This is a genomic window from Klebsiella sp. CN_Kp091, from assembly GCF_040065095.1.
Classification (GTDB): Bacteria; Pseudomonadota; Gammaproteobacteria; order Enterobacterales; family Enterobacteriaceae; genus Klebsiella; species Klebsiella aerogenes.
The window spans coordinates 124,983-150,390 of record NZ_JBEAIO010000043.1 but is presented as its reverse complement, the minus strand read 5'-3'; the positions used below and the strand labels follow the sequence as shown (position 1 = coordinate 150,390).

27 protein-coding genes are annotated in these 25,408 nt (G+C 51.1%); 18 read left to right on the top strand and 9 right to left on the bottom strand.

All coding sequences use genetic code 11. The features are described from left to right. Window positions 1–8 precede the first annotated feature (8 nt). From frdC to ABLV17_RS18335, 3 genes are all read left to right on the top strand, one after another. Window positions 9–404 carry a fumarate reductase subunit FrdC gene (gene frdC / locus ABLV17_RS18345; RefSeq protein WP_045362549.1) on the top strand — a complete coding sequence of 132 codons (396 nt, stop codon included), beginning with the start codon at window positions 9–11 and terminating at the stop codon, window positions 402–404. Between the two features lie 10 nt (window positions 405–414). Then, window positions 415–774 (top strand): fumarate reductase subunit FrdD, encoded by a 360-nt coding sequence (gene frdD / locus ABLV17_RS18340; RefSeq protein WP_015368650.1) that lies wholly within the window; start codon window positions 415–417, stop codon window positions 772–774. Window positions 775–887: 113 nt separating this feature from the next. Continuing rightward, window positions 888–1,418 (top strand): lipocalin family protein, encoded by a 531-nt coding sequence (locus ABLV17_RS18335; RefSeq protein ID WP_047046300.1) that lies wholly within the window; start codon window positions 888–890, stop codon window positions 1,416–1,418. Here ABLV17_RS18335 and sugE read toward each other — a convergent pair. The 4 genes from sugE to efp all read right to left on the bottom strand — a co-directional run bounded on the left by sugE (window position 1,415) and on the right by efp (window position 2,931). Beyond that, complete coding sequence (gene sugE, locus ABLV17_RS18330) at window positions 1,415–1,732, bottom strand: quaternary ammonium compound efflux SMR transporter SugE (RefSeq protein WP_015368652.1); 318 nt, start codon at window positions 1,730–1,732, stop codon at window positions 1,415–1,417. The genes ABLV17_RS18335 and sugE overlap by 4 nt on opposite strands. A gap of 138 nt (window positions 1,733–1,870) precedes the next feature. Further along, a complete protein-coding gene (ecnB, locus tag ABLV17_RS18325) occupies window positions 1,871–2,017 on the bottom strand; it encodes a lipoprotein toxin entericidin B (RefSeq protein WP_015368653.1) in 147 nt (48 codons plus the stop codon). A gap of 151 nt (window positions 2,018–2,168) precedes the next feature. Continuing rightward, window positions 2,169–2,300, bottom strand: a complete 132-nt coding sequence (locus ABLV17_RS18320) for an entericidin A/B family lipoprotein (protein ID WP_087859224.1) — start codon at window positions 2,298–2,300, stop codon at window positions 2,169–2,171. Window positions 2,301–2,364: 64 nt separating this feature from the next. Further along, the gene (efp, locus tag ABLV17_RS18315; protein WP_003855940.1) at window positions 2,365–2,931 is read right to left on the bottom strand and encodes an elongation factor P; all 567 of its coding nucleotides are present in this window, start codon (window positions 2,929–2,931) and stop codon (window positions 2,365–2,367) included. A gap of 42 nt (window positions 2,932–2,973) precedes the next feature. On the opposite strand from efp, the gene epmB reads away from it, so the two are divergent. Beyond that, on the top strand, window positions 2,974–4,005 hold the full coding sequence (epmB, locus tag ABLV17_RS18310; RefSeq protein WP_113374739.1) for an EF-P beta-lysylation protein EpmB: 1,032 nt from the start codon (window positions 2,974–2,976) through the stop codon (window positions 4,003–4,005). A 164-nt stretch (window positions 4,006–4,169) separates the two neighbouring features. Here the strand turns inward: epmB and ABLV17_RS18305 are convergent, their stop codons facing one another. Continuing rightward, window positions 4,170–4,727: a winged helix-turn-helix domain-containing protein gene (locus tag ABLV17_RS18305; RefSeq protein ID WP_087859212.1), complete on the bottom strand. Its 558-nt coding sequence runs from the start codon at window positions 4,725–4,727 to the stop codon at window positions 4,170–4,172. 501 nt (window positions 4,728–5,228) lie between these two features. Between ABLV17_RS18305 and ABLV17_RS18300 the strand changes: the two genes are divergently transcribed. The 8 genes from ABLV17_RS18300 (at window position 5,229) to yjeJ (ending at window position 15,009) form a co-directional block, all read left to right on the top strand. Continuing rightward, window positions 5,229–5,792: a fimbrial protein gene (locus ABLV17_RS18300; RefSeq protein WP_213317940.1), complete on the top strand. Its 564-nt coding sequence runs from the start codon at window positions 5,229–5,231 to the stop codon at window positions 5,790–5,792. A 56-nt stretch (window positions 5,793–5,848) separates the two neighbouring features. Beyond that, window positions 5,849–6,535 carry a molecular chaperone gene (locus ABLV17_RS18295; protein WP_087859214.1) on the top strand — a complete coding sequence of 229 codons (687 nt, stop codon included), beginning with the start codon at window positions 5,849–5,851 and terminating at the stop codon, window positions 6,533–6,535. Window positions 6,536–6,570: 35 nt separating this feature from the next. After that, window positions 6,571–9,114, top strand: a complete 2,544-nt coding sequence (locus tag ABLV17_RS18290) for a fimbria/pilus outer membrane usher protein (protein ID WP_271031636.1) — start codon at window positions 6,571–6,573, stop codon at window positions 9,112–9,114. A 23-nt stretch (window positions 9,115–9,137) separates the two neighbouring features. Beyond that, entirely contained in the window at window positions 9,138–10,154 is a 1,017-nt protein-coding gene (locus ABLV17_RS18285; protein WP_213317938.1) for a fimbrial protein, read from the top strand. Between the two features lie 132 nt (window positions 10,155–10,286). Continuing rightward, on the top strand, window positions 10,287–10,658 hold the full coding sequence (locus ABLV17_RS18280) for a hypothetical protein (RefSeq protein ID WP_087859217.1): 372 nt from the start codon (window positions 10,287–10,289) through the stop codon (window positions 10,656–10,658). Between the two features lie 71 nt (window positions 10,659–10,729). Then, window positions 10,730–12,019, top strand: a complete 1,290-nt coding sequence (locus tag ABLV17_RS18275; protein WP_087859218.1) for an HlyD family secretion protein — start codon at window positions 10,730–10,732, stop codon at window positions 12,017–12,019. Continuing rightward, window positions 12,012–14,135 (top strand): peptidase domain-containing ABC transporter, encoded by a 2,124-nt coding sequence (locus ABLV17_RS18270; RefSeq protein ID WP_316425429.1) that lies wholly within the window; start codon window positions 12,012–12,014, stop codon window positions 14,133–14,135. The genes ABLV17_RS18275 and ABLV17_RS18270 overlap by 8 nt, the downstream gene beginning before the upstream one ends. Window positions 14,136–14,145: 10 nt before the next feature. After that, window positions 14,146–15,009, top strand: a complete 864-nt coding sequence (gene yjeJ / locus ABLV17_RS18265) for a YjeJ family protein (protein ID WP_348854530.1) — start codon at window positions 14,146–14,148, stop codon at window positions 15,007–15,009. A 42-nt stretch (window positions 15,010–15,051) separates the two neighbouring features. On the opposite strand, the gene ABLV17_RS18260 is transcribed toward yjeJ, so the two are convergent. The 3 genes from ABLV17_RS18260 to ABLV17_RS18250 form a co-directional block, all read right to left on the bottom strand. After that, a complete protein-coding gene (locus ABLV17_RS18260) occupies window positions 15,052–15,405 on the bottom strand; it encodes a DUF4156 domain-containing protein (RefSeq protein WP_015368664.1) in 354 nt (117 codons plus the stop codon). 127 nt (window positions 15,406–15,532) lie between these two features. Then, window positions 15,533–17,179, bottom strand: a complete 1,647-nt coding sequence (gene groL, locus ABLV17_RS18255) for a chaperonin GroEL (RefSeq protein ID WP_015368665.1) — start codon at window positions 17,177–17,179, stop codon at window positions 15,533–15,535. Between the two features lie 37 nt (window positions 17,180–17,216). Further along, entirely contained in the window at window positions 17,217–17,510 is a 294-nt protein-coding gene (locus tag ABLV17_RS18250; RefSeq protein WP_003855929.1) for a co-chaperone GroES, read from the bottom strand. A gap of 231 nt (window positions 17,511–17,741) precedes the next feature. On the opposite strand from ABLV17_RS18250, the gene yjeH reads away from it, so the two are divergent. Beyond that, window positions 17,742–18,989, top strand: a complete 1,248-nt coding sequence (gene yjeH, locus ABLV17_RS18245; protein WP_308958328.1) for an L-methionine/branched-chain amino acid transporter — start codon at window positions 17,742–17,744, stop codon at window positions 18,987–18,989. Window positions 18,990–19,020: 31 nt separating this feature from the next. Here yjeH and ABLV17_RS18240 read toward each other — a convergent pair whose 3' ends face one another. After that, complete coding sequence (locus ABLV17_RS18240) at window positions 19,021–19,491, bottom strand: FxsA family protein (protein WP_015368667.1); 471 nt, start codon at window positions 19,489–19,491, stop codon at window positions 19,021–19,023. 335 nt (window positions 19,492–19,826) lie between these two features. On the opposite strand from ABLV17_RS18240, the gene aspA reads away from it, so the two are divergent. The 5 genes from aspA to ABLV17_RS18215 all read left to right on the top strand — a co-directional run bounded on the left by aspA (window position 19,827) and on the right by ABLV17_RS18215 (window position 25,403). Continuing rightward, window positions 19,827–21,263: an aspartate ammonia-lyase gene (aspA, locus tag ABLV17_RS18235; RefSeq protein WP_045380159.1), complete on the top strand. Its 1,437-nt coding sequence runs from the start codon at window positions 19,827–19,829 to the stop codon at window positions 21,261–21,263. Between the two features lie 116 nt (window positions 21,264–21,379). Continuing rightward, window positions 21,380–22,681 (top strand): anaerobic C4-dicarboxylate transporter, encoded by a 1,302-nt coding sequence (locus ABLV17_RS18230; protein ID WP_047040086.1) that lies wholly within the window; start codon window positions 21,380–21,382, stop codon window positions 22,679–22,681. A gap of 99 nt (window positions 22,682–22,780) precedes the next feature. After that, window positions 22,781–23,104: a divalent cation tolerance protein CutA gene (gene cutA, locus ABLV17_RS18225; RefSeq protein ID WP_213795028.1), complete on the top strand. Its 324-nt coding sequence runs from the start codon at window positions 22,781–22,783 to the stop codon at window positions 23,102–23,104. Next, window positions 23,080–24,792, top strand: coding sequence for a protein-disulfide reductase DsbD (locus ABLV17_RS18220; protein ID WP_308958327.1), 1,713 nt, complete (start codon window positions 23,080–23,082; stop codon window positions 24,790–24,792). The genes cutA and ABLV17_RS18220 overlap by 25 nt, the downstream gene beginning before the upstream one ends. A gap of 35 nt (window positions 24,793–24,827) precedes the next feature. Continuing rightward, window positions 24,828–25,403, top strand: a complete 576-nt coding sequence (locus ABLV17_RS18215; protein ID WP_113374765.1) for a transcriptional regulator — start codon at window positions 24,828–24,830, stop codon at window positions 25,401–25,403. The last annotated feature ends 5 nt before the right edge of the window (window positions 25,404–25,408 follow it).

The window sequence follows — 25,408 nt, the reverse complement described above, 5'->3', positions numbered from 1 at the left end:
AGTGCACTATGACGACTAAACGCAAACCCTACGTGCGGCCCATGACCTCCACCTGGTGGAAGAAGCTGCCATTTTATCGCTTCTATATGCTGCGTGAAGGGACGGCGGTGCCGACGGTCTGGTTCAGCATCGTGCTGATTTACGGCCTGTTCGCCCTTAAGCACGGCGCCGAAAGCTGGGATGGCTATGTGGCATTCCTGCAAAACCCGATTGTGGTGATCCTCAACCTGATCACCCTGGCAGCGGCGCTGCTGCACACCAAAACCTGGTTTGAGCTGGCGCCGAAAGCCGCCAACATCATTATTAAAGGCGAGAAAATGGGGCCTGAGCCGCTGATTAAAGGGCTGTGGGCGGTAACGGCGCTGGTTAGCATCGTGATCCTGTTTGTCGCGTTGTTCTGGTAAGGAGGCTGATATGATTAATCCCAATCCCAAACGTTCCGATGAACCGGTGTTCTGGGGGCTGTTTGGCGCAGGCGGCATGTGGGGGGCGATTATCGCGCCGGTGATGGTGCTACTGGTCGGTATTCTGCTGCCGCTGGGACTCGCCCCTGGCGATGCTTTCAGCTACGAACGCGTTTACGCCTTCGCCCATAGCTTCATCGGCCGCCTTTTCATCTTTCTGATGATTGTTCTGCCGCTGTGGTGCGGCCTGCACCGTATCCACCATGCGATGCATGATCTGAAAATCCACGTACCGAACGGCAAATGGGTCTTCTATGGCCTGGCGGCGATTTTAACCGTTGTTACCCTGGTCGGCGTGTTATTTATCTGATGCGACATCTCGCCCGGTAGCAATCTGTTACCGGGCTCGCTTATCGACAAAATCTCCCTACTTTTTTCCTGCCGCTATCTACACTTAGAGAAAAAGCGGTAAGGAAGGTACCTATGCGTCTGCTGCCAGTGTTAACCGTGGTTATCGCGTCGTTGCTGAGCGTTGCGTGCAGCAATCCCGTTCCTCCCGCTGGCGTGACCGTCGTCAGCCCATTCGAAAGCCAACGCTTCCTCGGCACCTGGTATGAAATAGCCCGCTTCGATCATCATTTCGAAAGCGGACTGGAAAAGGTTACGGCGACTTACAGCCTGCGCGGCGATGGCGGCATTGATGTGGTCAATAAAGGTTATAACCCTGACCGCGGCATCTGGCAGAAAACAGACGGCGTGGCCTGGTTCACCGGCGATCCGAACCGCGCGGCGCTAAAAGTCTCGTTCTTCGGCCCTTTCTATGGCGGCTACAACGTGATTGCGCTGGATAAAGAGTACCGCCATGCGCTGGTTTGCGGGCCGGATCGCGATTACCTGTGGCTACTGGCGCGTACGCCGAAGATTTCGCCGCAGGTAAAACAGCAGATGCTGGATATCGCCACCCGGCAGGGCTTCGACGTGAGCAAACTGATTTGGGTTAACCAGCGCTATTAATGCGCGCTGATTTTCAGCCCGATAATGCCGATGACAATACAGGCCAGGCTTGCGATGCGCATCGGGCTTGCGGATTCACCCAGCAGCACGATGCCGGTTATCGCTGCGCCTACGGCGCCGATCCCGGTCCACACCGCATAGGCGGTACCCACCGGCAGTGATTTCATCGCCCACGATAGCAGCGCCATACTGACGACCATAGCGGCAATGGTAATCACGCTTGGCAGCAGACGGCTAAACCCATGGGTGTATTTGAGGCCGACGGCCCACACGACTTCCAGCAAACCGGCGATAAAGAGAATGATCCAGGACATATGGCTCCAGTAATGGGGCCGTCCCCGAATGAGATACGCTCACGGGTCGTCCCGCAAGGTGGTTGAAAACGCCGGGATTATAAACAACGGCGCCGTGAATGTGAAGACCGGTACGGCGCGAGGCCGTACCGGTAATGTTTAATTCTGAGCTTTGGTCGCCGCACCAGAGATAGCGCTGCCGCCGTCAGAAATGTCTTCACCGATACCACGCGTGGTGTTACATGCGGTGAGCACGGAGGAAAGGACCAAAACAGTAAAGAACGCCGCAATCGTTTTTTTCACCATAATATCATCCTTATAAACAGTTTTTGTTTTCTTGCCCTATAAGCATAGCCAAACTGATTCAGAATGAAGGGATAGTCGCGTTTTTTAAGAGAAAAAGAGGTTCAGACTGAACTGCACAAAATGAATTGCAGGGAAGGCAGATGAAATGAGACTAGCTGACGGCGTGAGAAATCGCGTGCCCTAACCCCTGGATATCTTCGCCAAAACCGCGGGCGGTATTACATCCAGTAAGCAGCGCGCCGCTGAGCAGCAGCAAAATGAGAAATTTGAGCGTCCGGTTCATGTTAATCCTGACATGAAACTGGAGGCGCAGCAGCATGGCTGCGCCCACCGTCTCACAGCATGAATTACTTCACGCGAGATACGTATTCGCCGGAGCGGGTATCTACTTTGATGACTTCGCCAATCTGAACGAACAGCGGAACTTTAACCACAGCGCCAGTGGACAGAGTCGCCGGCTTGCCGCCAGTACCTGCGGTGTCGCCTTTCAGACCTGGATCGGTTTCAACGATTTCCAGTTCAACGAAGTTCGGCGGCGTGACAGCGATAGGCTGACCGTTCCACAGGGTCACGATGCACTCAGCCTGATCCAGCAGCCATTTCGCGTTGTCGCCGATAGCTTTAGCATCAGCGGACAGCTGTTCGAAGGTTTCGTTGTTCATGAAGTGCCAGAACTCACCATCGTTGTACAGGTAAGTCAGGTTCATATCGACAACGTCCGCGCCTTCTGCAGAGTCGGTGGACTTGAACGTTTTTTCTACACGGGTGCCGGTCAGCAGACGACGCAGCTTAACGCGTGCGAATGCCTGACCTTTACCTGGTTTAACGAATTCACTGGCTTCAACCGCATACGGTTCACCATCCATCATGATTTTAAGACCAGCACGAAAATCGTTGCTATAGTAAGTCGCCATAAGGCCCTCTGAAATTGTTTAACTTGGTAGCTAAGCCACAAAATGGCGCATATTGTAACCCTAAATACCCCATCCAGAGAAGATTGGATCACGCAACTTGCCGATGTTGTGACCAGTCCCGATGAACTATTGCATCTTTTAGATCTGGAAACAGATGCAAACCTATTGGCGGGACGTGATGCGAAGCGTCTCTTCGCGCTGCGCGTACCGCGCGCGTTTATTGCACGTATGGAAAAGGGCAACCCAAACGATCCCCTTCTTCGTCAGGTACTTACCGCACAAGAAGAGTTTGTTGCCGCCCCTGGTTTTTCCACCGATCCGCTGGAAGAACAACACAGCGTTGTACCAGGCCTGCTGCATAAATATAGCAACCGGGCGCTATTGCTGGTGAAAGGAGGCTGTGCGGTCAACTGCCGCTACTGCTTCCGCCGCCACTTCCCCTATGCCGAGAACCAGGGCAATAAACGCAACTGGCAGGCAGCGCTCGAGTACATTGCCGCCAATCCACAGCTTGATGAAATTATTTTTTCCGGCGGCGATCCGTTGATGGCCAAAGACCACGAACTGGATTGGTTACTGACGCAACTGGAAGCTATCCCGCATATTAAACGGTTACGCATCCATAGCCGCTTGCCGATTGTCATTCCGGCGCGGATCACCGAAGGGCTGGCGGCTCGCTTTAACGCCTCCTCGCTGCAGATCCTGTTGGTTAACCATATCAATCATGCCAATGAGATCGGCCCGGAATTTCGGGCGGCAATGGCGCTGCTACGGCAAGCGCGCGTGACGCTGCTCAACCAAAGCGTCCTGCTGCGCGGCGTTAACGACAACGCACAAACCCTGGCGGACCTCAGCAACGCGCTGTTCGATGCCGGGGTGATGCCCTACTACCTGCACGTGCTTGATAAAGTCCAGGGCGCAGCCCACTTCATGGTCGAAGACGAGGAGGCCCGGGCAATCATGCGTAAGCTATTAACGCTGGTATCCGGATATATGGTGCCAAGGCTGGCACGTGAAATCGGCGGCGAACCGAGTAAAACGCCGCTGGATTTAGGTTTAAAGCAACAAAACTAAGTTTTTCTGCCGGCCCTGTCCGGCAGATACTTAAATGACAAGTATGTTCGCCTGGCAAATAAAAGATATAACATTTTTCACCAGCGTTATCCAGAAAGCGGTGTTTGCTTAACATTTATAATTATATATACGCGTATCTATTAAATGATGCGCTAATAGAGCATCTAAAAAAGCAGTGAAAGTATATTAGTTGCGACCATAACAATAAACATCACCACGATCCATTTAGGTAATTTAAACGTAGTTCCTCTGCGACTTTCGCTTCGATTAGCATTAACGGTATTTTTAACTTCGTACATTTCGCTCTCTATGCTCTCCCTATCACTTGCAGAATCATCTACATTCGTTGATGGGCTCGCTATTATCTCTTGCGTTGTGGTAACTGGAGTGATTACCGCATCCGTGGCAAGGATAAACCCGCGCTGCCTGACGGTAATAATGATATCCTGAGATAGTCCGGCCTTTACCAGTGATTTTCTGAGCAATGAGATATTTTGGTAAAACGTGTTTTGCGCAACTATTACCCCCCTTGTTTTCCAGACAGTTTCCAGAAATTCCTCACGTGAAATGATCCTGCCATTACTTTCTATCAGCAACAATAAACAACGCGCCGTTGGTCCATTTAAGTTAACGGTAGTGCCATTTTCATTAACAGTTCGCAACTCACTCATATTCACGTCAAAAATAACTTCATCATTAATGATGAATTCACTAAATGCCATAATGTCTTCCCTTTTTCATTAGCTATGTGAAATAAACATGAAATTAATGAAATCCCATATTTAATGTTGCGCGAATAGCCTTGAACAGGCCTGCTATTAGATGGCTTCATATATCAATCATTGAGTCTCGATTTTGCATCAAAGATAAGACTAACATGATATTTAAACTGAATGGAAGCCAGAGATACCGCACAACATTCATCGAATCAACGCTATCACTTATAGTTCGAATAAAAATGTGAATCGTTCCTTTAGTCATTAAAAAGATTATTCAATTAAAATTCACATGCATTTTCACCAACGGCGAATTAGATTCCTCAGTGCTCCCGTCTTAAGCTAAATGCAGGCTAACACCTGCTTATTAGCGTAAGGGACAACAAGGAGTACAGAGATGGGATAGTGTAGTTCTTGGGGCAATTATTGAATTATTAGACCAACCAATAATTAGCAATTAGAGCGATATCTATTTCAAGGATTACGTATTTATACATGGACAAATAAATGAAAAAAACAATCGTAGCTGTAATGGTTGCTGCATCTGCAGTTCTGAGTGCTCAGGCAATGGCCGCTAACACTGCTGAAGTGACCGTTCTGGGTGAAGTCAATGACTCCTCCGCTTCTTGCGTAGTCACCCCGACTGGTACTCTGAACAACGGCATCGTTCGTCTGACTTCTGTTACCACCAGCGAAGCGAACGCTCAGGCTGCAAACACCCTTTTCAAAAGCCAGAAGTTTGGTTTTGATGTTTCTGATTGCGCCAAAGGCAGCAAAGATCCGGCAACTGGCCTGACTGTTGCTGTTACTGGTACCACCAGCAGCGACGCGGCCATTCTGGACAACACCGCTGACGACGGCGCTGCCGGTATCGGTATCGGTATCGCGAAAGTAAGCGATGGTTCTCGCGTTAAGTTTGATGGTTCGACCACCATGTCCGAAACCTACACTGACGGTTCCGTCACTTCCCTGAACTACTATGCTGGTTATGTGAAAGTAAATGCCACAACTGCTGTAACCGAAGGTCCGGTTAAAGGCGTTGCAACCTTTACTATCGATTACACCATTTAATTCTATTTTAGAGGGCTCGCCGTCTGGCGAGCCCTTTTTCCGTTTAGAGAAATGCTATGTTAAGCACCTTATTTAAACTTTTCATTCCCTTTTTTTTATTGATTAGCGGTATTGCACATGCTGGTATCGTTATCGAGTCAACTCGCTATCTTTACAAAGAGGGCGCTCGCGAAATCACTGCGCAGATTGAGAACAAAGACGGTATTCCTTATTTAATTAAGTCGTGGATTGAGACCCCAAAAGGGCAAATACCCTCTTTCACGGCGACTCCGCCACTATTCCGACTCGAAGCAAAACAGCAAAATACCGTGCGTTTGTTTTCAACCAATAATGTTACTGCGCCAACAGATCGAGAATCTATATTTTATTTCAATATTATGGCTATCCCGCCAGCTGATGACACCAATGCCAAAAACAATACGATTCAGCTAGCGGTTCGCCACCGTATGCGTCTGGTATACCGGCCAAAATCGCTGTTTGATATGAAGCCAAATACAGAAGCGGCAAAACTCCAATGGCGTAAATCAGGCAATAAATTGTTCATTAACAATCCGACACCTTTTTTCTATTACTTCAACACAATAAAAATAGGCAACACCGAAATAAAAAATGAAGTAAACACCGTCCCTCCGATGGAAACAAAAGAAGTCACGTTAAAGGAAAGTGTCAATGCATCAAGCGTGACATGGAAAATAGTTAATGATTATGGTGGGGCCGGATCGCTCTATTCATCACCGTTGTAATTGGGAATTTTTATTAACGTTATAGGGATGTGTCTATGCAAAATAAAAATAAAGAGCTATTCAAACTATCAACGCTCTGCATCACGTTGTTGCCAGCGTTTTTTTGTGGTTTGGATAATAAAGCGCAAGCACGTGATTTCTTCGATCCCTCATTCATCAATTCATTGAATGGTAGCGATCCTTCAAACGCCCCAGACTTATCTGTTTTTGAAGCCAGGAACGCTCAGGCGCCCGGGGATTATCGGGTTGACATTGTTTTCAACGGTCAATATCTGGATACCCGTACTATCAAGTTTGTTATTGATAGCCATACTGCCGATAAGAGTGATGATATCAAATTAACCCCCTGTTTCACGCTTAAAGACCTGGCGGAATATGGTGTCAGAGTGAAATCCTTCCCAGCTCTGAAAGAAGATGCCAATAACTGTGTTAACCTAACGGTCATACCGGATACAAAAGCTGATTTCGATTTTACTGCACAACGGTTAAATATCTCCATACCACAAGCGGCATTATCCACCGTCGTGCAAGGATTTATTCCGGAAGATCAATTTGATGAAGGTATTAACGCGCTGTTAATGAATTACCAGTTCAGCGGCTCGAATGATTTCGAATCAGAAGATGAATACTATAGCCTTAACCTCCAGTCCGGTTTAAATCTTGGTCCATGGCGTATCCGAAATCTGAGCACCTGGAATAAAACGAAAGGAGAATCCAGCGACTGGGAATCAGCTTACCTGTACATGCAGCGCAGCATTCGCCCTCTTAATAGTAATCTGGTAATGGGTGAAAGCTCCTCGCTCTCCGGTATTTTTGATAGCGTGCCGTTTACCGGGATTCAAATGGCAACGGATACCTCCATGCTGCCGGAGAGCCTTCGCGGCTATGCGCCAATTATCCGAGGGATTGCAAAAACCAACGCCAGGGTGATTGTTAAGCAGAATGGCTACCAGGTATATCAGACCTACGTCGCCCCCGGCGCCTTTGAAATTACCGATATGTACCCAAGCGGCGGTAGCGGCGATCTGTACGTAACGGTAGAAGAATCGGATGGCTCAAAGCAAGAATTCATCGTGCCGTTCGCTACGCTGCCGGTCATGGTGCGCGAAGGCCAGCTACAGTATGAAATCACCTCTGGTAAATATCGTCCTTATGATGGCGGAGTTGACGAAACGCCATTCACCCAAGCGACAATAAGCTATGGTGTATCCAGTAGCCTGACGGCCTACGGCGGGATGCAAATGGCCTCGCACTATCAAGCATTATCATCCGGTCTAGGCTATAACCTCGGTGATTTTGGCGCGGCTTCAGCAGACGTCACTCAAGCCTGGTCAAAGATCCAGGATCAAGAAAAGACGTCGGGTCAGTCCTGGCGTATCCGCTACGGCAAAAACATCCTTGATACCGGTACTAACATTACTATCGCGGGTTACCGATACTCTACCAAAGGCTTTAACACCCTGTCAGAGGTGTTCGATAGTTATTCAAACGACGGCAGCTATACCACCCGCTCACTGCGCAACCGTACCAACCTGACGCTTAATCAAAGCTTAGGTAAAGGGCTCGGTAGTCTCTCTATTAGCGGTCTGGTAGAAGATTATTGGGATGATAAACGCACCAATAAATCTATCAGCGTTGGCTATAACGGTGGCTTTAAAAACGTGAACTTCTACCTGGGTTATAGCTATAGCCGCTATACCTGGAGCAGCAATAGCGCGAATAAAGATGCCCAGGACGATCAACGTATCACCCTAACGGTTACTTTACCGATCGGCAACTGGCTTCCTGGCACCTATACCAGTTACCAGCTCACCAATAGCAACCCAGGCTCAACGGATCAATCGGTTGCTATCGGCGGCGTCGGGCTGGAAAACGATAGTCTGGACTGGAGTATTCAGCAAGGATACAGCAACCGCGAGTATTACAGCGGCGACATGCGCGCCACCTATAACAGTTCTCAGGGGAGTGTTAACGCCGGTTACAGCTACGATCGCGATAGCCAACGCATTGATTATGGCGCCAACGGCAGCATTATCGCGCACGCTGACGGCATCACTTTAGGTCAGGACATCACCGATGCTGCCGTACTGGTTAAAGCTCCGGGGCTGGATGACGTCAAACTGACGACCGATAACACCATTTCGACCGACTATCGCGGCTATGCCATCGTGCCTTACGTTACCCCTTATCGTCGCACCGATATCACTCTCGACACCGCCACGCTTGGCGATGATATGGAACTACCGGAAACAACGCAAACCGTGGTGCCGACTCGCGGCGCTATTGTGCGGGCAAACTACGACGGCAAGATTGGGCAACGTGCCTTTATTCATCTTAAATCCGCCAGCGGTCAGGACATTCCCTATGGAGCGATGGTTTTACTGGCAGGTGATGCGAAAAGCCAGGCAAGTATCGTTAGCGATGCCGGGATGGTCTATATGTCCGGTCTGCAGCAAACCGGGACGCTCAACGTTCAGTGGGGAAAAAGTAGTTCCCAGCAGTGTCATGCCCCCTTCACGTTACCGCCGCGGGAAGGCAAAACCGCTGGCTTAAACCAGGTCGAAGCGGTATGTCGCTAGCCATCATTTAAGGACAAATATTGATGAAGAGAATATTTATTCTATTAATGCTTTTAGTTATCGGTGGTGAGGCGGCTGCAAAATGTAGTTACTCAGGTAGCATCCAGCGGCAAGCATTTACTATTAGAGCAAAAATACCGACAGACGACTCAATTCCAGTGGGCAGCATATTATATTCGACTAAATACGGCACTGGTAACTATAAAAACTTCACATGCAGCCAGAAAGATAACGATCAGTATATTACGACTATCAGTACCGCTGAGGTCGCCGGCGTTACAGGAATGCATGGAATGCCGGTGTATGAAACCGGAATTGACGGTATTGGATTCCAGGTATCCGATCTACTGGAAAGTAAAAATGGCGCACTGGTTCCTGCCGTTGCGGGTTCGGTACTGGTACCGTTTGAAAAAACCTCAGATAACTACTATAAGTTTGTCACCGTGTGGTTTATCAAAACAAAACAGGTCATTGATACTTCAGGATCGGATTCAAACCCGTCAATAAGTTTCTCTGTCGGCAACCCTACAACCAACCCAAGCGCCAGTGATAGACTTTTATATACTACGACTATCAAACTGAAAAATACTACCTATCAGGCAACATCCTGTGATATATCGCCCTCCAGTTCACAGATAACGCTCGGTCGGATTAAAAAAAGTACGCTAATGTCGGTCTCCCGCGGCGGCGTGACACCAGAGCAAAAAAATATTTTATTAACTATTAACTGTCCAGCCGGTTCAATCGGGAATACGTTAATGTACTGGTTTAATCCGATAGGCACCGCCAGCGCATCTGGCGATGGCATCATTGATAATATGATAACCGATGATAGCGGCGCCAAAAATGTCGGTATCATTTTCAAACAAACTGGGACGCCTTTAGTTTTCTATGATATGGATAGCTATAGCTTCAACAGTGCAGCGACTTCGCAGGTCATCAACCTTACCGCTGACTACTATCGCCAAAGCAATAGTGTTGACGATATTACTAACGGTAAAGTTAAGGCAATGTTAGAGGTAGTTATACAGGAACAATAATATTAAGAAAATAGACATGAATTCACAAACAATTCATGTCTATTACATTGCTTAAAAAGCAATCGTCGCTTACATTTCTGCCCGACCCGTAATTAGGTCAATCCGTAATAATATTAATTTAAAGGAATAAATATGAAGCAATTAACAGTATTTGAGATGGAAGAGATCTCCGGAGGCTATTCATGGGATTTCTCTTCAATTTCTTCTACCGTGACATCTTTACTTGGTAATGCGGCTGAAGCCGCAGGCTCCGCAATCCTCGGATCCGTTATTGTCGGTGCAATTGGCGCCTCTGTTGGAGGAACATTAGGTGGGACAAATGGTGGGCTTTTAGGTTTCGGCCTGTTGGGTAACCTGGTTGGATTATTTGCTGGTGCAGCCGTCGGTGCAATTGCAGGTGCTGTCGGCGCCGTGGCAGTAGGCTGGGATAAGTGCATTGATTATTTAAGTCAACTTATCGACGCCGGGCTTGATGGTACCTTTGTACCTTGGCCATCATCGTAAATATCTTTTTACATAAACAAAGGCCATATTGGCCTTTGTTTCCCCGACTACTATAATCAGAATCATCATTCATGAATAATAAGCTTTATCGCAAGGAAGCGATCGAATACAAAAGAAATCACTGGAAAGGTAAAGCCTTATTGCTCGCTGGCTTACCTGCATGGTTGATTGCATTGTTATCGGCACTATTTCTCATTGCGCTTATTTGCGCACTCATTTTTTGTAAGTTCACCCAGCGCGTTGACGTTCAGGGCGAAGTCATCACCCTCCCTCACTCGATTAACGTCTTTGCGCCGCAGCAAGGATTTGTCGTTAAGCAATTCGTGAAAATTGGTGACGTCGTTAAAAAAAACCAACCGCTCTACGAAATTGATGTGTCCCGCAGCACCACCAGCGGCAATGTCAGTGCGGCGCAGATAGAAGTCATCAATGAAAAAATTGCCAACTCTGACGACATCATCAAAAAGCTGGAAGATAATAAAAGTCAGACATTAAATGCGCTAAATGCGCAGTTGAAAACCACTACGGACTCTCTGAAAGAGACCAACCGAATGCTGGTCAATACCCAGGTCGGTCTGAAAAAAATGCATGATAACCTTTCCAGCTACGATAAATACCTTAGCAATGGCCTGATAACAAAAGATCAGTATAACTATCAGCACTCTTTATACTTTCAACAGCAAAGCGCGTATCAATCTCTGGTTAGCCAGAAGATGCAACTGGAATCACAAATCACCCAGCTTAATAGCGATAAAATCACTAAAGCTGCTGATTTTGATAACCAAATATCCAGCCAGTACAACCAATCCAACGATTTTAAAAATCAACTCGTTGAATCCAACGCTAACGGTAACATTATTATTAAATCCACCAGCGATGGCAGAATTGAGTCACTTTCAGCTACCCAAGGACAAACCGTTGATAACGGCAGCAGCCTGGCACAGATAAAACCCACAGGAAACGTTGAGTATTTTCTTATCCTTTGGCTACCAAACAATACTATCCCCTATTTAAAAACTGGGGATACCATTAATATTCGCTATGATGCTTTCCCATCAGACAAATTCGGGCAATTCCCTGGAAAAATCATATCAATATCCTCAATGCCGGCATCACGACAAGAGATGTCTGAATATACCAACGTCAACAATGGTGGTAATCAGCAACAAGAACTGGCGCTGTATAAAGCAATCGTCAAAATTAAAGATAAACAGTTCGAATATGACGGGAAAAAGCTGAGTCTGTCCAACGGTCTTAAAGCACAAGCCGTTGTTTTTCTTGAAGAACGCCCTCTCTATATGTGGATGTTTACTCCGGTTTATAAGATTACTCAAAGCGTGAGCGGCCCGATTCATGACTAATGAACTGTTTGAGAAAATTACGGCGAAAGTTAATTTTTCAATACTGAAAAAGACGCCGGTCATATTACAATCCGAAGCCGCCGAATGCGGCATTGCCTGCCTGGCAATGATTTGCGGCCATTATGGCCTCGATATCGATCTCTTCAACTTCCGCCAGCGTTTTGGTAGCCCTTCTCAGGGGGTCACGCTGATGTCATTGAGCAAAACGGCGGAACATGCCGGCTTAAAAAGCCGGGCGCTGTCGCTCGATCTCGACGAAATCAGGCAATTAAAGCTACCCTGCGTTATCCACTGGGGAATGAACCACTACGTCGTGCTCACCAAAGTGCGAAAGTCCAGTTTTGTCGTCCACGATCCGGCGCTGGGTAAACGCATTATCGGCATTCAGGAAATGTCGAATAATTTTACCGGCATCGCCTTAGAGCTATGGCCCGATCAGAACTTTCAGCAGGAAAAAGCCAAATCTCGCCTGCGTTTGTTAGATCTGATGCGCAATATTGTTGGCTTAAAATCAGCGCTGCTGAAAATTTTCGCCTTCTCGGTGGTGGTTGAAGCTATCGGCTTACTGCTGCCGATAGGCACGCAGTTAGTCACTGACCACGTGATCATGGCCCACGATCAAAGCCTGCTCTCGGTTATCTGTATTGGCCTGGTTTTCTTTACCCTCTTCCGCACCTTTATCAGTATGCTGCGCGCATGGACTTCGCTGACGCTCAACACGCTGACCAATATTCAGTGGAAAACGACCCTTTTCGATCATTTGGCCAGCCTGCCGCTCTCTTTTTTTGAAAAGCGCCATCTGGGGGATATTCAGTCCCGTTTCTCATCGCTGGACACCATTCGCTCCACGTTCACTAATAGCATCGTCAGCGGCATTATCGATTCGATCATGACAATCGGGCTGCTGATTATGCTCACGCTGTACGGCGGTTGGCTAACATGGGTCGTCGTTGGCTTTACCTTATGCTACGCCATTATGCGTCTGGGAACTTATCGCTTCTATCGCCGCGTTGCTGAAGAGCAGGTAATCAAAGGTGCGCGTTCCAGTTCGCATTTTATGGAGTCGCTGTACGGTATTTCGACCATCAAAGCGCTGAATCTGAAAGAACGCCGCTCCCAGCACTGGCTGAATATCAATATCGATGCCTGTAATGCGGGGATCAAGCAAACCCGTTTCGACATGATGTTTAGCGGTATTAATACCTTCATTACCGCTATCGATCAGGTGGCGGTACTGTGGTTGGGCGCCATTATGGTTATTGATAATGAAATGACCCTCGGTATGTTTATGGCCTTTAACGCCTACCGCGGCCAGTTCTCCCAGCGCGCATCCAGCCTGGTTGACCTGACCATGCAGCTGCGCATGCTATCGCTGCATAACGAGCGTCTTTCAGAAATCGTCTTCAGCGAACCCGAGCAAGAATTACCATCACGGGACGTCTTCTCAAAAGATGCCGGCGCAAGACTTGAAGTCAAAAATCTCAGCTATCAGTACGATCCCTTTTCACAGCCGATTTTCTCAAACCTGAACATCACCGTTGAGCCGGGGGAATCTGTCGCGCTGGTCGGGCCGTCCGGCGTCGGTAAGACTACGCTATTGAAAGTCATGTGCGGGCTGCTCTCCCCCACCAGCGGAGACGTCTTCGCCGATAATCTCGATATCCAGAAGATAGGTCTCAATAACTATCGCCAGGGAACGGCCTGCGTATTGCAGGAGGATAGACTCTTTTCCGGTTCGCTTATCGATAATATCAGCGGCTTTGAAGACAACGCCGATGTGGATTTTGTTGTCGAATGCGCTAAACGCTGCAACATCCACGACGAAATTATGAAAATGCCGATGGGCTATGAAACCATCATCGGTGAGTTAGGCTTAGGCATTTCCGGGGGCCAGAAGCAACGTATTTTGATTGCTCGCGCGCTTTATCGTAAACCAAGCATTCTGTTTATGGATGAGGCCACCAGCCATCTCGATTTAAGAAATGAGTCGGTCATTAACCAATCGATTTCAGGGCTCAGTATTACCCGCATCATCGTTGCCCACCGCCCGTCAACTATCGCCTCTGCCGATCGGGTTATTGATTTGTCGCAGTCCAAAATACCAATGCCAGCGTAAGGAGAAGAATATGCAAGGAACGTTTATTGGTTTTAACACCGCCGGAATTACCTATGAAGACCATTTCATGGCGCTGCTGCTGAAAGTACAAAACCAGAATGGCCTGTGTCGGACGTTCTATTTACAGGCGCCGGCGCTGGCTGACCTGCTCATGGTCCTGACAACTCGAATGTCTGTTTTCTTACAGCGCTTGCAGCAAAGCGACGATACGCTGAAAGAGGAGCTTATTGCCTACAATAATGAGCTCATCGCCAACACCCCGGCAGTCGATATGGTAGAGGTACAAAACCCCAATCCGGAGCTGCGGATCATGTCGATCACGTTGAAACCGGGGGTAAATGAGTCAACGCTGATCCTGATGCTGCAGAACGAGCAAATCGCGACATTACGGATTGACGACCGGCAGGTAGAGGCGTTGATTCTGGGTATCAATCAATCACTAAAAATGGTTGCTGATACGAAATTAAATGAGTACCTGGCGCTGGCTTTGGATTATGTACTGCTGTATACCGTCGATTTAACGACCCAACCTAACATTGAGTACCAGCAATATGCTCAGGAAGAGTGGAAGCTGAATTTGTTTAGCCACCATCTGGCCGTGTTATACAGCTACGAGCAGGAGGAGGGTAAAAAAGTACTCTCCGGTGCGGTGATTAAAACCAGCGCCGCGCATCAGTCCGATGTTGAAAAGAGTATCGTGCTGCATCTGCTTGAAAAGAGTCAGAAGCTAAAACAGGTCCACAGCCAGCATACGCCGTATCAAATCTTCAGTAAGGTAATTCCATCCTCACCGGGACAAATGCTAACCAGAGATGAATGTATGCTGTCGCTGCGTGAATTCTACGTGGCTACCAAAGCAGCGCTTGAGGCATAAGTTGTTAAGCACTCTCTGCCTGTGCAGAGAGTGCTTAACGCATCAGTTCGGGCACTTATAAACCTGGCCGTTCATCTGGCTATCGGTCGGAACAAAGCTCGACAGCAGGTTTTGCGTCGGGCTGCTCACGCCATAAATGACGTTACCGCCCATGGCCGCAGCCTGGTTACGTAGGGCATTCGCCGCGCCGCGCATCGAGCCGCCTTCATCGCCATTCTGGCCTGACAGCCAGTTGCTTTGCGTACCGGTTGCCGTCCCTAACAGCTGGCATTCCGTTCCCGGTTTATCTTCAACAAAACGCACGCTCTGGCCGCCTGCGGTTAATTCGTTGCTGGAACTGCAACCCGCTAACAATAATGCTGCGCCGACAATCCCTGCTAAATATTTTACCTGCATGTTATTCCCCAATGAGCTGGACGCACTGGCCCGGATGTAAACCTTATACTAAAAAGCCAGCAAAAAGAAAAACCCCCAGCCATTTCTGACCGGGGGTTTCTGCATTTTTATGCCGTATAGCGCACGATTACATCATGCCGCCCATACCGCCCATGCCGCCCATGCCACCAGCAGCACCTAAATCAGGCGCGTCGCCTTTCGGCAGGTCGGTCACCATGCACTCGGTGGTGATCATCAGACCAGCAACGGATGCCGCGTACTGCAGCGCAGAACGGGTGACTTTAGTCGGGTCCAGGATACCGAAGTCGATCATGTTGCCGTACTCTTCGGTAGCCGCGTTGTAACCGTAGTTACCGTCGCCTGCTTTCACGTTGTTGGCAACCACAGACGGCTCTTCACCGGCGTTGGAAACGATCTGACGCAGCGGCGCTTCCATTGCGCGCAGCGCAACTTTGATACCGACGTTCTGATCTTCGTTCTGACCGGTCAGGCCAGCGATTTTCGCCGCCACGCGGACCAGCGCTACGCCGCCGCCAGCTACCACGCCTTCTTCAACCGCAGCACGGGTCGCGTGCAGGGCATCGTCAACGCGCGCTTTTTTCTCTTTCATTTCAACTTCGGTAGCAGCACCGACTTTGATTACCGCAACACCGCCGGCCAGTTTAGCCACGCGCTCCTGCAGTTTTTCACGGTCGTAATCAGAGGTCGCTTCTTCGATCTGCTTACGGATCTGAGCAACGCGGCCCTGAATTGCGGCTTCTTCGCCAACGCCATCGATGATGGTGGTGGTGTCTTTATTGATAACAACGCGTTTAGCCTGACCCAGGTCTTCCAGAGTCGCTTTTTCCAGCTCCATACCGATCTCTTCAGAGATAACGGTACCGCCAGTCAGGGTCGCGATGTCCTGCAGCATGGCTTTACGACGATCGCCGAAGCCCGGCGCTTTAACCGCAGCAACTTTAACGATGCCGCGCATGGTGTTAACCACCAGGGTCGCCAGCGCTTCGCCTTCAACGTCTTCAGCGATGATAACCAGCGGTTTGCCAGCTTTCGCTACAGCTTCCAGAACCGGCAGCATTTCGCGGATGTTGGAGATTTTTTTGTCAGCCAGCAGGATGAACGGGCTTTCCAGTTCAACAGCGCCGGTATCCGGCTTGTTGATGAAGTAAGGGGACAGGTAGCCACGGTCGAACTGCATACCTTCAACGACGTCCAGTTCGTCTTCCAGACCGGTGCCGTCTTCAACGGTGATAACGCCTTCTTTACCGACTTTATCCATCGCTTCAGCGATCAGTTTACCTACGGTTTCGTCGGAGTTAGCGGAGATAGTACCAACCTGAGCAATGGCTTTAGAGTCAGAGCACGGTACGGACAGCGCTTTCAGTTCTTCCACAGCGGCAACGACAGCTTTGTCGATACCACGTTTCAGATCCATCGGGTTCATGCCCGCGGCAACGGCTTTCAGACCTTCGTTAACGATAGCCTGAGCCAGTACGGTTGCGGTGGTGGTACCGTCGCCTGCAGCGTCGTTCGCTTTAGAGGCAACTTCTTTCACCATCTGCGCGCCCATGTTTTCGAATTTGTCTTCCAGTTCGATTTCACGAGCTACGGAAACGCCATCTTTAGTGATGGTCGGCGCGCCGAAGGATTTGTCCAGAACAACGTTACGGCCTTTCGGGCCCAGGGTGACTTTAACTGCATCTGCCAGTACGTTTACGCCGCGCAGCATTTTTACACGAGCGTCGTTACCGAATTTTACGTCTTTTGCTGCCATTTCTTTTATTCCTCAAATTCGTTCAGGGTCGTGCGAATTACGCTTCAACAATTGCCAGGATGTCGCTTTCGGACATGATCAGCACTTCTTCGTTGTCGATCTTCTCAGACTTCACGCCGTAACCATCGTTGAAAATCACGATGTCACCAACTTTAACGTCCAGCGGCTGCACAGTTCCGTTTTCCAGGATGCGGCCTTTACCGACAGCGATGATTTCGCCACGAGTTGATTTAGCTGCCGCAGAACCGGTCAGAACGATGCCGCCAGCAGATTTGGTTTCAACTTCTTTACGTTTGACGATCACACGATCATGTAACGGACGAATACTCATTGATAGCTCTCCTTCGAGAAAGTCATTATCAGTTATGGATGGCGCCGGGCCGTAAACGGTTTCCGACTAGTGCAGAGAGAGATGGGGATGGCCATTTACCGCTTCAAGGGGAAAATTAAAAAAAAATTTCCGCCTGTGCGCTGACGCGCAAAAATATTCGCGTGGCGGCTGCGCTTTCTGGCGCAAAGGGTTGTGATAACATCGTTTTTTTGCCGCGCGCAGGGTTGAGTCATGAGTGGTTTAAAACAGGAGCTGGGGTTAGGTCAGGGAGTCGGGTTACTTTCAACATCACTACTGGGAACCGGCGTATTCGCCGTACCGGCGCTGGCGGCGCTGGTCGCAGGCGATAATAGCCTGTGGGCGTGGCCGGCGCTGATTCTCCTGGTCTTTCCCATCGCTATCGTGTTTGCCGTGCTTGGGCGCCACTTTCCTAGCGCTGGCGGCGTGGCTCATTTTGTGGATATGGCGTTCGGCCCACGTCTGGCGCGGGTAACCGGTTGGCTGTTTTTATCGGTGATCCCGGTGGGCTTACCCGCCGCACTGTATATCGCCACCGGTTTTGGCCAGGCGCTGTTCGGCTGGCACGATACTCAGCTGCTGCTTGCCGAGCTCGGCACGCTAGCGATCGTCTGGTGGGTGGGCTCGCGCGGCGCCAGTTCCAGCGCCAATCTACAGACGCTGGTTGCGATATTGATTGTCGCGCTGATCGTCGCCATCTGGTGGCGCGGCGGCATAAACCCGGCGCAGATCCCTTTCCCGGAGCCTAAAGATGTCGACACGTCACAGCTGTTTGCGGCCCTATCGGTGATGTTCTGGTGCTTCGTCGGCCTGGAAGCCTTTGCTCATCTGGCATCAGAGTTTAAACGTCCGGAGCGCGACTTCCCTAGAGCGCTGATGATTGGCCTGGTGCTGGCAGGAACCGTTTATTGGGGCTGTACGGTAGTCGTTCTGCATTTTCACGCCTTCGGTGAGGAAATGGCGGCGGCGGCTTCGCTGCCAAACATCGTAGTGCGACTGTTCGGCGTGCAGGCGCTGTGGGTTGCCTGCGTAATCGGCTATCTCGCCTGCTTCGCCAGCCTTAATATCTATATCCAAAGTTTTGCCCGCCTGGTCTGGTCGCAGGCGCAGTTCAAGCCGGAAGGTTATCTGGCCCGCCTGTCGCCGCGTCAGGTACCGCGCAATGCGCTGAATGCGGTCTTAGGCTGCTGCGTACTCAGTACGCTGTGCATTTACTGGCTGAACATTAATCTCGATGCGCTGATCGTCTATGCCAACGGCATTTTCATCATGATTTATCTGCTGTGCATGCTAGCGGGATGCCGACTCCTACACGGTAAATACCGCGTGCTGGCCATCGTGGGAAGCGTGCTCTGCATTTTGCTGTTAGCAATGGTCGGCTGGAAGAGCTTGTACGCCATTATTATGCTGGCGGTGCTGTGGTTCGCCTTACCTGCACGCTCACCTTCAGCAAGCCGATAACAAAAAACCGGCGCAGGCCGGTTTTGTCGTTTTAGCGGTCGTCTTTGTGATCCAGACGGTCGCGTTCGTCGTCTTTACGCTGGAACTCCCCTTCGAAGGTGTCTCCGTTGCCAGCGCCGGCGCTAAAACCGCCGCCAGGCATCCGGCTAAAGCGCAGATACGGCATTAGTTTTAAGGTCATCAGCTTTTGCACCGGCGGCAACAACAGCAGCAGACCGAGGAAGTCGGTAAAGAAGCCCGGGATCAACAGCAGCAGCCCGGCGATAATCAGCGACACGCTTTTAATCATTTCTGCGGCAGGGCTTTCGCCAGCCGCCATTTTCTGCTGCATCAGCATCAGGTTTTTGAAGCCCTGGTTGCGGACCAGCGACATCCCCACAACCGAGCTAAAGATAACCAGGATCAGCGTCAACAGCACGCCAAGCACGTGCGCGACCTGGATAAAGATCGAGATCTCGACGTAAACGTATAAGAAAAAGGCAATAAATGGGATCCAACGCACCGGCGTCTCCTTCAATCGGCCGTCGTCGCAGACGCCCGTAGTGATAAATTTGCTATTCGCGTCATAGGAATGTGGGGTTGGCGCGCCATTTTTCAATCAACGACAACGGCATTTTTTTCAAAAATAGTAAAGCGGTGACTCATTTCACAGATTAATAATTCTTATCCGCCGCGCTATATAATAAGTGATCAAGGTTACTGAACTTCGCTATCATCAGCATATGATCGTGGGCACCGGGCCGGTTAAGGAAATAATCTTCGGTCTGAAAATACGCTAAATCCTATAAATTCTGTGTATTTGGTGAATTCATTGGCAGCTTGAAAAAGAAGGTTCACATGTTAAACAACATTCGTATCGAAGAAGATCTGTTGGGCACCAGGGAAGTTCCAGCTGACGCATACTATGGCGTTCATACTCTGAGAGCGATTGAAAACTTCTACATCAGCAACAACAAGATTAGCGACATCCCTGAGTTTGTTCGGGGCATGGTGATGGTGAAGAAGGCCGCCGCGCTGGCTAACAAGGAACTGCAAACCATTCCTAAAAGCGTAGCGAACACCATTGTCGCGGCATGCGATGAAGTGCTGAACAACGGTAAATGCATGGACCAGTTCCCGGTTGATGTGTTCCAGGGCGGCGCGGGCACCTCCGTCAATATGAACACCAACGAAGTGCTGGCGAATATCGGTCTGGAACTGATGGGCCACCAGAAAGGTGAATACCAGTTCCTCAACCCTAATGACCACGTCAACAAATGCCAGTCTACTAACGACGCCTACCCCACCGGTTTCCGCATCGCGGTCTATGCATCGATTCTCAAATTAATCGATGCTATCAAACAGCTGGGCGAAGGCTTCCAGGCGAAAGCCGTTGAGTTCCAGGACGTCCTGAAAATGGGCCGCACGCAGCTACAGGATGCGGTGCCGATGACCCTCGGCCAGGAATTCCACGCTTTTAACGTACTGCTGAACGAAGAAACCAAAAGCATTCTGCGTACCGCAGAGCTGCTGCTGGAAGTGAACCTCGGCGCGACTGCTATCGGGACTCGCCTGAACACCCCTGACGGCTACCAGCAGCTGGCGGTACAGAAACTGGCGGAAGTCAGCAACCTGCCGGTCGTTCCGGCGGAAGACCTGATTGAAGCGACTTCTGACTGCGGCGCGTATGTGATGGTTCACAGTTCGTTGAAACGCCTGGCGGTCAAACTGTCCAAGATTTGTAACGACCTGCGCCTGCTCTCTTCCGGCCCGCGCGCTGGCCTGAATGAAATCAACCTGCCAGAGCTGCAGGCCGGTTCCTCAATCATGCCGGCAAAAGTTAACCCGGTGGTGCCGGAAGTGGTTAACCAGGTGTGCTTCAAAGTTATCGGCAACGATACCACCGTGACCATGGCCTCCGAAGCCGGTCAGCTGCAGCTGAACGTTATGGAGCCGGTGATTGGCCAGGCGATGTTTGAATCTATCCACATCCTGACCAACGCCTGCTACAACCTGCTGGAAAAATGCGTGAACGGCATTACCGCTAACAAAGCGGTATGCGAAAGCTACGTCTACAACTCCATCGGTATCGTTACCTACCTCAACCCGTTCATCGGCCACCACAATGGCGATATCGTCGGTAAGATTTGCGCCGAAACCGGTAAGAGCGTACGTGAAGTGGTGCTGGAGCGCGGGCTGCTGACCGAAGCCGAACTGGATGACATTTTCTCCCCGCAAAACCTGATGCATCCTGCTTATAAAGCAAAACGGTATACCGATGAAAGCGAACAGTAAGCTTTCAGGGTAAACTAACCAAAGGCATGTCAGTGATGACATGCCTTTTTGCTTTTTTGGGTTTACGAAACGACAACAATTCAATATCAACTTGTTAAAAAACAAGGAAGGCATATATGTTTGGTGCAGAGCTCGTGGTTGTCCTGCTGGCAATCTATTTGGGGGCCCGACTCGGGGGCATTGGTATCGGCTTTGCCGGTGGCCTCGGCGTCCTCGTCTTAACCTTAATTTTTCAAATTCCACCCGGGGCGATCCCCTTTGACGTCATTGAAATCATCATGGCGGTTATCGCCGCTATCGCCGCGATGCAGGTCGCCGGAGGGATGGACTATCTGGTCAGCCTCGCCGAACGTATGCTACGCCGCCATCCCAAGTACATTACCTTCCTTGCGCCGCTGGTCACCTGGTTCATGACCGTGCTGGCAGGCACTGGTCATACCGCGTTTTCTACCCTGCCGGTCATCACCGAAGTGGCGAAAGAACAGGGTATTCGCCCTTCCCGCCCGCTCTCCATCGCCGTTGTCGCTTCGCAGATTGCGATTACCGCCTCGCCTATCTCCGCGGCAGTGGTCTTCTTTGCCGGTATTCTCGAACCACTTGGCGTCAGCTACCTGACGCTGCTGGCGATCTGCCTGCCGGTTACCCTGATTGCCGTCATGCTGACCGCCGTCGTCTGTAACTTCCTCGGCTGCGAGCTGAAAGACGACCCGGTCTATCAGGAACGGCTGGCAAAAGGGGAAGTGAGCCTGCGCGGCAGTCAGGTCTTCGAGCTGAAGCCGCATGCTAAACGCTCCGTTCTGCTGTTCCTGGTGGGCATCGTCGCGGTCATGTTCTACGCTACCGCCATCAGCGACACCGTCGGCCTGATCCAGAACCCGGTGCTGCCGCGTAACGAAGCGATCGTGGTCTTCATGCTGACCATCGCCACGCTGATTAGCATCACCTGTAAAATCGATACCGGCGAAGTGCTGAACGCCAGCACCTTTAAGTCAGGAATGAGCGCCTGCGTCTGCGTGCTCGGCGTCGCCTGGCTCGGGGATACCTTCGTTAAAGCGCACATTGCCGATATCCAGACGGTAGCGGGCGATCTGCTGCAAAACTATCCGTGGTTGCTGGCGGTGGTGCTGTTCTTCGCCGCTACGCTGCTCTATTCACAGGCTGCCACGACCAAGGCATTGATGCCCGCCGCGCTGCTGCTTGGCGTCACCCCGCTGACGGCAATTGCCTCATTCGCGGCGGTCTCAGCGCTGTTCGTGCTGCCAACCTATCCGACCCTGCTGGCAGCGGTCGAAATGGACGACACCGGCTCCACGCGTATCGGCAAATATGTCTTTAACCATGCCTTCCTGATCCCGGGCGTCATCGCCATTACGCTTTGCGTGATCCTCGGATTCATCTTCGGCGGCCTCATGCTTTAAGATCGTTAAAAAGGGGCCAGTAAAGTAACTGGCCCCTTTGGTTAATCTCCCCGCATCATGCATGCTATAGTGCCTCTTTTCGCTGATACGAGGTTCACGATGACTATGCCTGATGCTGTTGTTGTACTCTGTACCGCGCCGGATGAAGCGACCGCCCAGGATCTGGCGGCCAAAGCGCTCGGAGAAAAACTCGCCGCCTGCGCCACCATCCTGCCGGGAGCGACGTCGCTCTACTACTGGGAAGGAAAGCTTGAGCAGGAGTATGAAGTCCAGATGCTGCTCAAAACCAACCTGGCCCATCAGCAGGCGTTACTGGACTGCCTGAAGTCCCATCACCCGTATCAAACCCCCGAACTACTGGTCCTGCCGGTTACTCACGGAGACAACGATTACCTCTCATGGCTCAACGCATCATTACGCTGATCCTGCTACTGTGCAGCGCATCCGCCAGCGCCGGGTTGTTTGACGCCCCCGGGCGTTCAAACTTCGTGCCTGCCGATCGGGCTTTCGCCTTTGACTTTCAGCAGAATCAACACGACCTCAACCTGAGCTGGCACATCAAGGATGGCTACTACCTCTACCGTAAGCAGATTACGCTGACGGCAAAGGACGCTGCGATCGTCGCCCCTTCGCTACCGCCTGGCGAATGGCATGAAGACGAGTTTTATGGCAAAAGCGAAATTTATCGTCAGCGTCTGACATTACCGATTAGCCTCACGCAAGCAAGCAAAACAGCCACGCTGACCGTTACCTATCAGGGCTGCGCCGACGCCGGGTTCTGCTACCCGCCGGAGACCAAAATCGTGCCGCTCAGCGCGGTGCTCGCTGACTCCGGCAAGGCGCTGGCAGACCAACCTTCAGCACCCGCCAGCGGCAGCCAGACCGGCGCGGAACCCGCGTCGCTGCCGTTTTCAGCGCTATGGGCGCTGCTGATTGGTATCGGTATCGCCTTTACGCCTTGTGTTTTACCGATGTATCCGCTGATTTCCGGGATTGTCCTCGGCGGTAAACAGCGCTTATCAACGGCGCGCGCCCTGCTGCTGGCATTTATTTATGTCCAGGGGATGGCGGTTACCTATACCGCGCTGGGGCTGGTCGTAGCCGCCGCCGGTCTGCAATTCCAGGCCGCGCTGCAGCACCCTTACGTATTAATTGGGCTGTCAGCGGTATTTATCGCGCTGGCGCTGTCGATGTTCGGCCTGTTTACGCTGCAGCTGCCTTCATCGCTGCAAACCCGACTGACGCTGATGAGCAACAAGCGCCAGGGTGGTTCGCCGGGCGGCGTGTTTGCAATGGGCGCCATCGCCGGGCTTATCTGTTCCCCTTGCACTACGGCCCCGCTTAGCGCCATTCTGTTGTATATCGCTCAAAGCGGTAACCTGTGGCTCGGCGGCGGCACGCTGTATCTGTACGCGCTGGGAATGGGGCTGCCGCTGATCCTGGTGACCGTGTTCGGTAACCGTTTGCTGCCGAAGAGCGGGCCGTGGATGGCTCATGTCAAGACCGCGTTTGGCTTCGTGATCCTCGCGCTGCCGGTCTTTTTACTGGAACGCGTTATCGGCGAAGCCTGGGGTTTACGTCTGTGGTCGTTGCTTGGCGTCGCCTTCTTTAGCTGGGCGTTTATCACCTCGCTTGGCGCCACCAAACCCTGGCTGCGTCTGGTGCAAATCGTCATGTTGGCCGCCGCGCTGGTTAGCGCGCGTCCGCTGCAGGATTGGGCCTTTGGCGCACCGGCCGTCCAGCAGCAGGCGCATCTGGAATTTACCCGCGTCAGCACCGTTGATGAACTCAACCAGGCGCTGGCTCAGGCCAAAGGGAAACCGGTCATGCTCGATCTGTATGCCGACTGGTGCGTGGCCTGCAAAGAGTTCGAAAAATATACCTTTAGCGCTCCTGAAGTGCGACAGGCCCTAAAAGAGACCGTTCTGTTGCAAGTGGATGTCACTAAGAACAGCGCGCAAGACGCAGCTCTGCTGAAACATTTACAGGTGCTCGGCTTGCCGACGATTCTGTTCTTCAACGCGCAGGGAGAAGAACAGCCCGCGCAGCGCGTCACCGGGTTTATGGATGCTACGGCATTCAGCGCCCATTTGCGCGATTGGCAACCGTGAACGACACTTGAGGAGGATAAATGGAGGAGACTATCGTGCAACGTGAAGATGTCCTGGGTGAGGCCATACAAATTCTTGAAATCGAGGGTATCGCCAACACCACGCTGGAAATGGTCGCCGAACGCGTCGCATACCCGCTTGATGACCTCAAGCGCTTTTGGCCCGACCGCGAAGCGCTGCTTTATGACGCCCTGCGTTATTTAAGTCAGCAGGTTGATGCCTGGCGTCGCCAGCTGTTGCTGGATGAGACGCTGAGCGCAGAACAAAAGCTGCTGGCGCGCTATAGCGCGCTGACCAAATGCGTTAGCAATCACCGCTATCCGGGCTGCCTGTTTATCGCCGCCTGTACATTCTATCCGGATGCCCAGCACCCAATTCACCAGTTAGCGGAACAGCAGAAGCAGGCTTCGCTGGCCTACACGCACGAGCTGCTGACCCTGCTTGAGGTGGATGACCCGGAAATGGTCGCTAAGCAGATGGAATTAATTGTCGAAGGCTGCCTGAGCCGCATGCTGATCAAACGCAGCCAGGCCGACGTCGATACCGCCCAGCGTCTGGCGGAAGATATTCTGCGCTTTGCCCGCTGCCGGATGGGCGGCGCGCTCACGTAATTCGG